11 protein-coding genes are annotated in these 12078 nt (G+C 73.1%); 3 read left to right on the top strand and 8 right to left on the bottom strand.

Features of this window, described 5'->3' with window-relative positions; genetic code table 11:
* Positions 1 to 24: 24 nt before the first annotated feature.
* Positions 25 to 1338: a two-component system sensor histidine kinase CseC gene (gene cseC / locus ACZ5WG_RS07920; RefSeq protein WP_468721507.1), complete on the bottom strand. Its 1314-nt coding sequence runs from the start codon at positions 1336 to 1338 to the stop codon at positions 25 to 27.
* 116 nt (positions 1339 to 1454) lie between these two features.
* Here cseC and ACZ5WG_RS07915 point away from each other — a divergent pair, with 116 nt between their 5' ends.
* Positions 1455 to 2591, top strand: coding sequence for an RNA-guided endonuclease InsQ/TnpB family protein (locus ACZ5WG_RS07915; protein WP_468721506.1), 1137 nt, complete (start codon positions 1455 to 1457; stop codon positions 2589 to 2591).
* Here the strand turns inward: ACZ5WG_RS07915 and cseB are convergent.
* From cseB to ACZ5WG_RS07890, 5 genes are all read right to left on the bottom strand, one after another.
* Positions 2581 to 3294 carry a two-component system response regulator CseB gene (cseB, locus tag ACZ5WG_RS07910; RefSeq protein WP_468721504.1) on the bottom strand — a complete coding sequence of 238 codons (714 nt, stop codon included), beginning with the start codon at positions 3292 to 3294 and terminating at the stop codon, positions 2581 to 2583. The genes ACZ5WG_RS07915 and cseB overlap by 11 nt on opposite strands.
* Before the next feature lie 54 nt (positions 3295 to 3348).
* Entirely contained in the window at positions 3349 to 3987 is a 639-nt protein-coding gene (locus ACZ5WG_RS07905) for a hypothetical protein (protein ID WP_468722252.1), read from the bottom strand.
* A 38-nt stretch (positions 3988 to 4025) separates the two neighbouring features.
* Positions 4026 to 4598 (bottom strand): SigE family RNA polymerase sigma factor, encoded by a 573-nt coding sequence (locus tag ACZ5WG_RS07900; protein WP_030158464.1) that lies wholly within the window; start codon positions 4596 to 4598, stop codon positions 4026 to 4028.
* Positions 4599 to 4782: 184 nt separating this feature from the next.
* Positions 4783 to 5736, bottom strand: a complete 954-nt coding sequence (locus ACZ5WG_RS07895) for an HhH-GPD family protein (RefSeq protein ID WP_468721503.1) — start codon at positions 5734 to 5736, stop codon at positions 4783 to 4785.
* Positions 5733 to 6374 (bottom strand): phosphatase PAP2 family protein, encoded by a 642-nt coding sequence (locus tag ACZ5WG_RS07890; protein WP_468721502.1) that lies wholly within the window; start codon positions 6372 to 6374, stop codon positions 5733 to 5735. The genes ACZ5WG_RS07895 and ACZ5WG_RS07890 overlap by 4 nt, the downstream gene beginning before the upstream one ends.
* A 223-nt stretch (positions 6375 to 6597) precedes the next feature.
* Here ACZ5WG_RS07890 and ACZ5WG_RS07885 point away from each other — a divergent pair, with 223 nt between their 5' ends.
* Entirely contained in the window at positions 6598 to 7332 is a 735-nt protein-coding gene (locus ACZ5WG_RS07885) for a hypothetical protein (RefSeq protein WP_468721501.1), read from the top strand.
* A gap of 43 nt (positions 7333 to 7375) precedes the next feature.
* Here the strand turns inward: ACZ5WG_RS07885 and disA are convergent, their stop codons facing one another.
* Both disA and radA read right to left on the bottom strand, forming a co-directional pair.
* Positions 7376 to 8500 carry a DNA integrity scanning diadenylate cyclase DisA gene (gene disA, locus ACZ5WG_RS07880; protein ID WP_383505875.1) on the bottom strand — a complete coding sequence of 375 codons (1125 nt, stop codon included), beginning with the start codon at positions 8498 to 8500 and terminating at the stop codon, positions 7376 to 7378.
* A 226-nt stretch (positions 8501 to 8726) separates the two neighbouring features.
* Entirely contained in the window at positions 8727 to 10130 is a 1404-nt protein-coding gene (radA, locus tag ACZ5WG_RS07875) for a DNA repair protein RadA (protein ID WP_468721500.1), read from the bottom strand.
* Positions 10131 to 10312: 182 nt separating this feature from the next.
* On the opposite strand from radA, the gene ACZ5WG_RS07870 reads away from it, so the two are divergent.
* The gene (locus tag ACZ5WG_RS07870; RefSeq protein WP_468721498.1) at positions 10313 to 12049 is read left to right on the top strand and encodes a BACON domain-containing protein; all 1737 of its coding nucleotides are present in this window, start codon (positions 10313 to 10315) and stop codon (positions 12047 to 12049) included.
* Positions 12050 to 12078: the final 29 nt, after the last annotated feature.

The following is a 12078-nucleotide window of genomic DNA, read 5'->3' as shown; positions in this document are numbered from 1 at the left end:
GGCCCGGTCCCGATCCGCTCCCGATCAGCTCTGCACCGTGATGGTCGGGAAGCTTCCCGTGGCCGTCGGCGCGTGCTCCGGCAGCCACAGCACCGCCACCGCTCCGGCCGCCGCTCCCTCGAGGTCCACGCCGCCCGGGGCCGCCACGTTGCGGAACGTCAGCCGGGCACCCAGCACCCGTGCCTGCCCCTCCGCGATGGTCAGCCCGAGGCCGTGCCCCACCCCGGCGCGGTCCGTCGACCCGGTCCGGAACCGGCTCGGCCCCTCGCGCAGCAGCGCCTCCGGGAAGCCCGGCCCGTGGTCCCGGACCCGGACGACCCGCCCCTCGATGTCGACCTGGACCGGCGGCTGCCCGTACCGCGCGGCATTGGCCAGCAGGTTCCCCAGGATCCGCTCCAGCCGCCGCGGGTCGGTGCTGACGATCTCGTCCGCGACCACCCGTACCGAAGCCTCCGGCATCAGCGCGGTCACCCGCCGGCTCACGAACTCGCCCAGCGCCACGTCCTGGAGCTCCGCCCGCTCGGACGCGCTGTCCAGCCGGGCCACCTCCAGTACGTCCTCGACCAGCGCCCGCATCGCCTGCGCCCGGTCCCGCACCAGCTCGGTCGGCCGCCCCGGAGGCAGCAGTTCCGCCGCCGTGAGCAGGCCCGTCACCGGGGTCCGCAGCTCGTGCGCGATGTCCGCGGTCACCCGCCGCTCGGCTTCCAGCCGCTGCTGGAGCGCGTCCGCCATGGCGTCCACGGCCCGCGCGAGGTCGTCGGTCTCGTCGCGTACGACGCCCCCGACCGCGTCCCGCACCCGTACGTCGGGATCCCCGTGCGCCACCCGCTGCGCGGCGGCCGCGGCCTTGCGCAGCCGGCGCGAGATCTGCCCGCCGATGAGCACGCCGAGCGCGGCGCCCGCGACGACGACGGAGATCGACCCGACGACCAGGGCCCGGTCCAGGTCGCGCACCATGTTGGCGCTCTCCTTGAACTCGCTGTGCAGCGACAGCACCTGCCCGTTCCCGAGCGGGACCGCGGCCCACACCACCGGCACACCCTTGCGCGTCTCCTGGATGTACGTGCCGCGCCGCCCCGACTTCGCCTTCTCGCGCAGCGCGGCGGGCAGCTCGGCGTCGTTGACCTTGGCCCCCAAGGCCGGCTTGCGCCCGGCTTCGACGAAGCGGGCGATGACGTTCACGTTGGCCAGCTGTGCCTCGCGGGCGCTTTCCAGCATCGAGACGCGGGCAGCACTGTGCACGACCAGGCTCAGTGCCAGGGCGACGAGCGCCCCGACGGCGGTGATGGCGAGCGTGATCTTCCAGCGGATCCCCGTACGGAGGGTGAACCGCTTCATCGATGATTCCTTGCGTGGGGCGCTCGGACTTCGGGCCGAGGAGGAGCGACGTGTCGTTGTGTAGTGCCGTAGGGGGAGCTTGTCCGCTTGCCGAACGGCTCTCTAGCGTGTGAGCGGTGACGGCTTCCCCCGTGAAGCGGGCGTTCAAGTATCGCTTCTACCCGACTGATGCGCAGGCAGCGGAGCTGTCGCGCACGTTCGGGTGCGTGCGGAAGGTGTACAACCTGGCGTTGGAGGCCCGTTCGAAGGCATGGCAGCGTCGGGAGCGCGTGACCTATGTCCAGACGTCGGCCATGCTGACGGAATGGAAGAGGCGCTCGAAGTACCCGCGCTTCAAGTCGCGGAAGAAATGCCGTTCCAGTGCCGAGTACACCCGCAGTGCCTTCGCCTTCCGGGAAGGCCGGCTGAATCTGGCAAAGATGCGGGAGCCGCTCGACATCCGTTGGTCGCGTCTGCTGCCCGAGGGCAGCGAGCCGAGCACGGTGACCGTGTCCCGGGATGCGGCGGGTCGCTGGTTCGTGTCGCTGCTGTGCGAGGACACTCCGGCGCCGATGCCCGCCACGGCCCAGGCGGTGGGCATCGATGCCGGGATCACGTCGCTGGTGACGCTGTCCACCGGGGAGAAGATCACCAACCCGAGGCATGAACGCGAGGACCGGGCCCGCCTCGGGAAGGCCCAGCGCGCTCTCGCCCGCAAGGAGAAGAACTCGAAGAACCGGGCGAAGGCCCGCCACAGGGTCGCGAAGATCCATGCCAGGATCGGTGATCGCAGACGGGACTTCCTGCAGAAACTGACGACTCGGCTCGTGCGTGAGAACCAAACGCTCGTGATCGAGGACCTGGCCGTCCGCAGCATGGTCAAGAACCACAAGCTCGCCCGCGCCATCAGCGATGCCTCGTGGACCGGGCTGCGCTCCATGCTGGAGTACAAGTGCGCCTGGTACGGGCGCACGCTGATCACCGTCGACCGGTGGTTCCCCAGCACGAAACTGTGCTCCCGGTGCGGCGCCCTGGCAGCGCGCATGCCCCTGAACGTCCGCACCTGGACGTGCGGGAACTGCGGCACGACCCATGACCGGGACGAGAACGCCGCAGTCAATCTGCTGGCCGCCGGGCTGGCGGTGACAGTCTGTGGAGACGGTGTAAGACCTCAACGGGAAACTCCGGGCGGGCAGTCGTCGACGAAGCAGAAACGCCAGCGGGCGACCGCTGGAGCCCCCCGCCCTCGGGCAGGGGATCAAGTCAAGGTTTGAGCTTGTATCCGAATCCTCGGACCGTTTCGATGCGGTCCTGTCCGATCTTCGTGCGCAGCCGTTGGACGTGGACGTCCACGACGCGGGTGTCGCCGCCCCAGTCGTAGTCCCAGACCCGCTCCAGCAGCCGGTCGCGGGACAGTACGGTGCCGGGCGCGGAGGAGAACTCCAGCAGCAGCCGCATCTCGGTCGGCGTCAGCGCCACGGGCGCGCCGGCCCTGCGGACCTCCATGCCCTCCGTGTCGACCTCCAGGTCGCCGAAGGCCAGCACCCCGCGCTCCTCGGAGTCGTCCTCGCCGTTCGCCCCGGGCCGACCGTTCTGCGGGCCGCCGGCGTGGCCGAAGCGGCGCAGCACGGCGCGGATCCGGGCGACGAGGACCGAGCCGTCGAAGGGCTTGGTGACGTAGTCGTCGGCGCCCGCCTCCAGGCCCAGGACGACGTCGATGGAGTCGGCGCGCGCCGACAGCATGATCACGGGGACGGTGGACTCGTCGCGGATCCGGCGGCACAGGCTCACGCCGTCCATGCCGGGCACCATCACGTCGAGCAGCGCGATGTCCGGCTGGTCGGCCCGGAAGGACTCCAGGCCGGACAGGCCGTCGGGCATGGCGGTGACCACGAACCCGTCGCGTTCCAGCGCCAGGGTCGTGGCCTCACGGATGACGTCGTCGTCCTCCACGAACAGGACATGGGTCTCGGCCATGCGGAAGCCTCGCCTCGGTTCTTCGCTTCTTCGGTACGTCGGTTCTTCGGGTCGTCAGTTCTTCTGGGTGACCGCGGGGGCCGGCTGGGCGCCACCGTCGATGTTGCTGTAGTCGGTGTGCACCCGGTCCTGCTCGGCGAACTTCTCCCCGTTCCAGCGGTACGTGATCACGTCCTCGCCCGACGGATAGGCGAGGGCGTCGCTCTTCCCGTAGACCGGCTTGGTGACCACCAGGTCGCCCCGGTCGATCTCCGCGTAGACGGGCGGCTGCTCGTCCGAGAACACATTCTCGTACGTCCCGCCCTCCGCCCGGTACACGTAAGAGCCCCGGCCCAGCGCGTCGGCGCAGGACAGCACGTTGACGACGATGTCGTTCGCCGAGCCCCCGGTGACCTTCCCGTAGCTCACGTCGATCGGGTACTCCTTGCCCGTGCAGGGCTTGAGGTCCCGCTTGACCTCGGCACTGACCTTGGGGTCCGCCCGCAGCAGCGCGACGGGGTCGACCTTCTTGGCGGGCTTGCCGGATGCGCCCGTGGTGGCCGGGACGTGGTCCGGCGGGGTGGCCGTCGGCGAGCCGCTCTTGGCCACGGCCTCGGTGTGGGCGGGGCCGCCGTCGCGCAGGCCGGTGCCGCCGGTGGCGCAACCGACCGCGAACAGCACTGTGCCGACGAGGACGACCGTCCCCGCCGACATCAGCACCAGCGGACTTCTGCCGCTCAAGCCTTGGCCGTTCAGGCCGCGCACCGCTCACGCCCCTCGTACCGGATGGTGTGGTCACCGCGGTGGTCACCGCGCTCCAGCGCACGCATGTCCAGATCCCGGCTCTCCAACTCCTGCCGGAGCCGGGCCAGCGCGCGGTGCAGGGTGCTCTTCACAGTACCCGCCGACATTCCGAGCGCCGCGGCGGTCTCCTCGGTGCTCATCTGCTCCCAGTGTCGCAGCACGACCACGCTGCGCTGCTTGGGCGCGAGAACCTTGAGGATGTCCATCAGCAGGGCGCGGTCGGCGCGCTGGTCGGAGCCGTCCTCGACGGAGGCGTCCGGGAGCTGCTCGGTGGGGACCTCTTCCAGCTTGCGGGCGCGCCACCACTCGGTCCGGGTGTTGATCATGACGCGGCGCAGGTAGGCGTCGGCCAGGGACTTGTCGGCGATGCCGTCCCAGCGGCCGTACGTGCGCACCAGTGCGGTCTGCAGCAGGTCCTGCGCGTCCGTGGGGTCCGGGACCAGGCGTCGGGCACTGCGCAGGAGCGCGTCCTGCCGAGTGCGTACGTACTCCTCGAATCCGAGTACCTCGCCGTGCGCCATCTCAGACCGCCTCCGTCCCGTGCAACCGCTCATCCCCGTGTCCTACGGATTCGAAGGTACGGAGGGGTTGTCACGGGCCTGTGCGAGCCAGCCTTCGGTGGACGCACGGACACCCATAGGTTGTGTAACAGTGCCGTGAGCTGGGGTTTGGCCGGAACAAGCGGAATCCCCCACTCAGTTCGGCTCAGTTCGTCACGGGGTCCTGGGCCGGCTGTGTCGCGGGGCCCTGCGGCAGCCGGTACATCCCCCCGGCGAGCGGTTCGACCAGCCCGTCGGAGACCAGCCCGTCCAGCGCCCGGGCCCGCTGCACGGGCTCGTCCCACACGGTGTCCAGCACCGCCTGCGGAACCGGCCCGACCGCATCCCGCAGCACCGCGAGGAGCTTGCCGCGCACCTGCCGGTCCGTCCCCGCGTACGTCTGACCGCGCCGGGGCGGCCCCTCGTGGGCCGGCTTCCCGGCCAGCCGCCACGCGCACAGCCCGGCCACCGGGCAGCGCGTGCAGTCCGGGGACTTGGCCGTGCACACCAGGGCGCCGAGCTCCATGGAGGCCGCCGCCCAGCGGGCCGCGGTGTCCTCGTCCTCGGGCAGCAGGGCCCGGGCCAGGCGCCGCTCGGCGGCCGTGGTGGCGTTCGGCGGGTACTCGACCCCGGTCGTGGTGCGGGCGAAGACCCGGCGCACGTTGGTGTCGAGCACCGCGTGCCGCTGCCCGTACGCGAACGAGGCCACGGCGGCCGCCGTGTACTCGCCGATCCCGGGCAGCGCGAGCAGCTGCGCGTGCTCCCGCGGTACGTCGCCCCCGTGCCGCTCCGTTATCGCGACGGCCGCGCCGTGCAGGCGCAGGGCCCGGCGGGGGTAGCCGAGCCGCCCCCAGGCCCGTACGGCCTCGCCGGGGGCCTCGGCGGCCAGGTCGGCGGGGCGGGGCCACCGGGCGAGCCACTGCTCGTACACCGGCAGGACCCGGCTGACCGGGGTCTGCTGGAGCATGAACTCGCTGACCATGACCCCCCAGGGGCCGGCCTCGGGGCGGCGCCAGGGCAGGTCGCGGGCGTGCTCCTCGAACCAGGCGATGACCGGGGAGTGCAGCGCGTGGGACACGTCGGGGGACGTCTCGGGGGAAGGGCTGGTGGATGCAGTCATGGCAGACGGCATCCTGGCACGTTTCGGGGCTGCCGCGCGGGGCCCGGGCCGGTGAACCAGACAGCGGCGCGCCCCCCGCTCGCCCGCATGGCGGTGGTGATCGTACTGATCGGACCGGTGAGGGTGAGGACGAGGAGCGCGGCCAGCGACCCGCCGAGCAGCAGGCCCGCGCCCACGTCGTGCGGGTAGTGGACGCCGGTGAACACCCGGGAGAAGGCCATCAGCAGGGCCAGCGGCACGGTCAGCAGCGCGAGGCGGCGTACGGCGAGCGCCAGCGCGACGGCGGCCGCGCCCGCGAGGGCGGAGTGGTTGCTGGGGAAGGACCAGTCGCCGGGGGCCGGGCAGGCGACGAGCGGGGCGGCGGCCCCGGCGACGGCCCGGCAGGGCCGCTCCTCGCCCGCGGCGGACTTCACGGCCTCGGAGGCGACGTACGCGAAGGCGGTGGCGAGCGGCGCGAGGACGGCGAGGGCGACGGCCCGCGGGCCGTCCCGGGTGCGTGCGCGCCACCACACGGCTATGAAGAGCAGGCCGAAAAGCAGCAGGCCGTACTCCGTCCAGACCTCGAACGCCGACTGCACCCAGCCGGGTGCGGAGCGGGCGGAACCGGTGATGTCGCGGTAGAGGCCGGAGGTGTCCATGGTCACCGACCGTACTCAAATGCGATCGCACCTGACGTGGGGATCTTGGCCGGTTCTCGACGGTCGGACATCCGTCCGCAGGATGATCATCGGCAAAACAAGCCGCTTGCGCGGCATGTGGGGCGCAGATCGGGCTGTGGACTCTCGTAAAGTTCCGTCCGTGGGATCTATGCGCAATCCGGTCGGGCCGCTCCCCTCCTCCATCTACTGGCGACGGAGGGCTGTGCTGGCGTCCGTCGTCGCGCTGCTCGCGCTCCTCGCCGTATGGACCGTCAGTTCCGGTGGGGGGAAGTCGAGTACGAACGGCAAGGGCGGCGACAAGGGGCCCGACCCCGTCGCCTCGATCACCCCCGGGCCCGCGGGCACGGGGCCGGCGATCAGTCAGGCGCCGGGCGGGCGTGCGGAGTCGGGCGGCGCGGGCAAGAACGGCGAGCCGGGCGGCACTCCGGGCACGGCCGCGGGCGCGGGTTCGGGCTCCGCCGGCAGCGGCGGGGCCGGCGGCAGCGGCGGTACGGGCGGCTCCACGTCCCAGGTCCCGGCGGACTCCCCGCTTCCCACGTGCGCCCCGAGCGGGCTGCAGTGGGAGGTCAAGAGCGTGAAGAACGAGTACGAGACGAGCGAGAAGCCCCGCCTCGAACTCATCGCCCGCAATGTCTCCGGCACGACCTGCAAGGTCGATCTCGGCCCGAAGCAGGCGGTCCTGACCATCCTCCAGGCGAGCACCAGCAAGGCCGTCTGGTCCTCGTCGGACTGCCCGTCGGGCGCGGGCAACACGTTCTTCCGGGTGCCGGCGCAGGGGGAGACGAAGCAGTCGCTGGAGTGGGACAGGAAGTTCAGCGCGGCGGACCAGTGCCAGACGCCTCCGGCGGGGAGCGCGGCTCCGGACACGTACGTGGTGGAGGTCAAGTCCCCGGGCATGCCGGTCGCCCGAACCTCGTTCGTCCTCAAGCAGGACTAGGGGGGATCCGCCGGACATCCCCCAGCGGCAGCCGGCGGAAGGATCAGACGTAGCGCTCGAGGATCGAGGATTCCGCCAGGCGGGACAGCCCCTCGCGGACGCTCCGGGCCCGGGCCTCGCCCACCCCGTCCACGGTCTGCAGATCGTCCACCGACGCGGCCAGCAACTTCTGCAGGCCGCCGAAGTGTTCCACCAGCCGCTCGATGATGGCCCCCGGCAGCCGCGGAACCTTCGCCAGCAGGCGGTACCCGCGCGGGGACACCGCCGAGTCGAGCGTCTCCGGCGAGCCCGTGTACCCCAGCGCCCGCGCCACGATCCCGAGCTCCAGCAGCTCCGGATGCGTCAGCGCGTCCAGCGCCGGCAGCGCCTCCTCCACCGTGCGGGAGCGCTTCGCCGTCGGCTCCGGCACGTAGTCCCGGATGACCAGCTCCCGCTCCTGCTCGATGCCGACGGTCAGCTCGTCCAGCTGGAGCGACAGCAGTCGCCCGTCCGTGCCCAGCTCGACCACGTATTCAGCGATTTCCGTGGCAATGCGGCGAACCATTTCCAGCCGCTGCGCGACCGCCGTCACGTCGCGCACCGTGACCAGGTCCTCGATCTCCAGCGCCGACAGCGTCCCGGCGACCTCGTCGAGCCGCAGCTTGTACCGCTCCAGCGTGGCCAGCGCCTGGTTCGCCCGCGACAGGATCGCCCCGGACTCCTCCAGGACCCGGCGCTCCCCGTCCACGTACAGCGCGATCAGCCGCATCGACTGCGACACCGACACCACGGGGAAGCCGCACTGCTTCGAGACGCGGTCCGCGGTGCGGTGACGGGTGCCCGTCTCCTCCGTCGGGATCGACGCGTCCGGCACCAGCTGGACGCCCGCCCGCAGGATCTTGGTGATGTCCTTGTCCAGGATCAGCGCGCCGTCGAGCTTGCACAGCTCGCGCAGCCGGGTCGCGGTGAACTCCACGTCCAGGACGAAACCGCCCGTGCACATCGCCTCGACGGTCTTGTCCATCCCGAGGACGATGAGGCCGCCGGTGTTGCCGCGGACGATCCGTTCCAGACCGTCACGCAGGGGCTGACCAGGTGCGACCGCGCTCAGCGAGGCGCGCATCATGGCCTCCTGCTTGGAGCTCGCGCCCGACTTTCCGGATGCTGCTGCCCCGTCCTTGGCTGCCACTGCACTCCTCCGGTCGCGGGTTGCGCCGCCTGCGTACGGCCGGGCGGACCAGCACAAAGTCTACCGGCGCGCGCTGCGCGCCCGCCGTGGCTTGGCCAGGTGCGCCCCCGAGGGACCCCGTACGGGCCCCCTCACCAGGCACTCCTGCGCCAACTCCACGGCTCCTGCACGGCTTCGCCACACCTTCGCGGCCGCGTACCCCCCCGGGCCCCCGCGCCGCGGCCGCCTACTCCTTGGCCGCGGCCCGCGACCGCCCGCGCGGCAGGACCCGCAGGGCGTCGCCCATGTCCGCGACCTCGATGACCTTCATGCCGGCCGGCACCTTCCCGGGGTCGCCAGGCACCAGGGCGTGCGTGAAACCGAGCCGGTGCGCCTCCGCGAGCCGCCGCTGTACTCCGGTGACGCGCCGCACCTCGCCCGCCAGGCCGACCTCCCCGATCGCGACGAGGTTCTTCGGCAGCGGCACGTCGCTCGCGGCCGAGGCCAGCGCGAGCGCGATCGCCAGGTCGGCGGCCGGCTCCGTCAGCTTCACCCCGCCCACGGTGGCGCTGTAGATGTCGCGCTTGCCGAGCGCGGTGATCCGGCCGCGCTGCTCCAGCACCGCCAGCATCATCGAGACGCGGGAGGTCTCCAGGCCCGAGGTGGTCCGCCGCGGCGAGGGGATCTGCGAGTCCACGGTCAGCGCCTGCACCTCGGCGACCAGCGGGCGCTTGCCCTCCAGCGTCACCGTCAGGCAGGTCCCGGGGACGGCCTCCGCGCGCCGGGTCAGGAAGAGCCCGCTCGGGTCGGCGAGCCCGGTGATCCCCTCGTCGTGGAGTTCGAAGCAGCCGACCTCGTCGGTGGCCCCGTACCGGTTCTTGATGCCGCGTACGAGGCGCAGGCGTGCGTGCCGGTCGCCCTCGAAGCTGAGGACCACGTCCACGAGGTGCTCCAGCAGCCGGGGGCCGGCGATCGCCCCGTCCTTGGTGACGTGCCCGACCAGCAGGGTGGCCATCCCGCGCTCCTTGGAGGCGCGGATCAGCGCTCCGGCCACCTCGCGGACCTGGGCCATGCCGCCGGGTGCGCCGTCGATCTCGGGCGAGGCCACGGTCTGTACGGAGTCAAGGATCAGCAGCGAGGGCTGCACGGCGTCGAGGTGGCCCAGCACGGCGGACAGGTCCGTCTCGGCGGCGAGGAAGAGGTGGTCGTTCAGCGCGTTGATCCGGTCGGCCCGCAGCCGCACCTGGCTCGCCGACTCCTCGCCCGTCACGTACAGCGTGCGGTGCGCCTCGCTGGCCGCCTTCGCCGCCACGTCCAGCAGCAGCGTCGACTTCCCGACGCCGGGCTCGCCGGCCAGCAGGACGACGGCGCCGGGCACGAGCCCGCCGCCGAGGACCCGGTCCAGCTCGTCCACGCCGGTGCTGCGGGCGGTCGCCGTCCGGCCGTCGACCTGCGCGATCGGGAGCGCGGGCGCCGAGACCCGCCCCGCGGCCGTGGTCCGTACGGCGGGCGCGCCGCCCATCTCCTCCACGGTGCCCCACGCCTGGCATTCGGGGCACCGCCCGAGCCATTTCGCGGTCGTCCAGCCGCACTCGGAGCAGCGGTAGGACGGCCGGTCCTTGGCGGATGAACGAGATGTACGGGCAGCCATGCGGCCCACGGTATCCGGCCCCTGTGACAGCGCCCGCGCCAGTCCGCCGCCGCGACCGCACCCCGGCCCGCACGCCCGGCGTCAGGGCCGCTGTCAGCACGGGTTCGATCTGTTCACCCGTAAGGGCTAAAACAGCTGAAGGCTTCACGGCCGTCACCGGCGTGCGGCCTACCTTCGCCAGGGTGAACAGCAGCAACCAGGAGAGCCCCGCCCAGCGCGCCGGCGCACACCGGGCGCACGGGCGCACGCCCCCCGAGGGCCCCGAAGGCCGCGAAGGACCCGAAGGGGAACGGCAGCCGCCCCCCTTCCGGCACGAGCCGTACCTCGACGGCCTGTTCACGTACTGCCTGTCGGTCCTCTGCGACCACGACACCGCCACCGAGGTGCTCGCCGACGTCCTCGCCGTCGCCGAACGGCACCCCGGCCGATGTCCCGGCGAGGGTGACCGGCGGGCCTGGTTGTACGCCCTCGCCCGCTGGGGCTGTCTGCAGCGGCTGGCCGAGCACCGGCGGACCCGGCAGGGAGCGCATTCCGCCCGGCGCACGCTGGAGCGCACAGATGGCGAGCGTGCGCCGGAGGCGCACCGCTCTCTGGACGTGAATGCCTACCGGCGCACCGAGCTGGCCCGCCTCGCCTGGCCCGAGGCCGCCGGGACCACGCCCGCACAGCGCGAGGCCCTCGAACTCGCCGTCCGCCACCGCCTCGGCGTCCCCGAACTCGCCGCCGTCCTCGGCACGCCCCCCGCCACCGCGCGGGAGCTGCTGGCCGGCGCCGCCTGCGAGGTGGAGCGGACCCGCGCCGCCCTCGCCGTCGTCGAGACCGGCAACTGCCCCTCCGTGTCCCGGCTCACCGGCGACGGCCAGGTGCTCCTGTCCACCACCCTGCGCGCCGAGCTGGTCCGCCACGTCGACGACTGCCCGCGCTGCCGCCGCGTCGCCGAACGCGTCGACGCCGCCTCCCCCTGGCCCGGCACCGGCGGCATCCACGCGGTGCTCCCGCTGGTCCCCGCCCCGCGCACCGCAGTCCGCGCGGCCATGCTCCGCTCCGGCGGCGGCGCCCGGCGCCTGCGCAGGCCCGGCCCGCGCTTCGACCGCACCGGCTTCCCGATGGACCCCCGGGACCGTGCGGCCCGCCGCGACCGGCTGCGGGCCCGGGCCCTGACCACCACCGTCGTCGCCACCGTCGTAGCGGCCCCGGTCCTCGCGCTCTGGGCTGCGTACCGAGGCGCCCCGGAGACCGGCGAGCCCGTCGGCGCGGACTCCACCCGGATCTCCGCCAGCGAGTCCGAGATCCCCCTCCCGCACGATGACGGCCGCCCGCTGCGCGCGTACGAGAACGCCGGCAACACCGCACACACCACCGGCGAGCCCGGCTTCGCCAAGGGCAGCGCCGCTCCGGACACCCCGGACGTCTCCGTCGAGGTGATCAGCACCGGGCCGACGGCCGCCCCCGGCCGGGCCGGGAACCCCGGCCGGCTCTCCGTCGCCGCCTCCTCGCGCGGGGGCACCACCCGGCTCACCCTCACCGCGTCCGGCGGGGCCCCCGTGGACTGGCGTCTCTGGTCCGACGCCCCCTGGCTGCGCGCGAGCCGGACCGCGGGCACGCTGGCCCCCGGAGAATCGGTCACTCTGCAGATCACCGTGGACACCGGGGCCCAGCCCGTGGGCGCCTGGTCCGCCCGGGTAGGGGTGGATCCGGGCGGCACGGTGGTCTCCATCCAGGGCCGCGGCCGCCCGGCGCCCACGCCGACGGAGCCCGGGCACCCGACGCCGACCCCGACGCCCACCCCGGCGCCGACGGAAACCCCCACGCCGACGCCGACGCCCACACCGACCCCCACCCCGACGCCGAGCGCCTCAGCAGGAACGGTTTCCCCGCCCGCGGACCCGGGCGGGCCGGCACCGGGCCAGGCCGGGTAGGCCGGGTGGGGCCGGGCCCGGCCGGGCCG

It is taken from the genome of Streptomyces sp. NPDC032745 (assembly GCF_055579465.1).
This window is presented reverse-complemented; position numbering and strand designations above follow the sequence as displayed.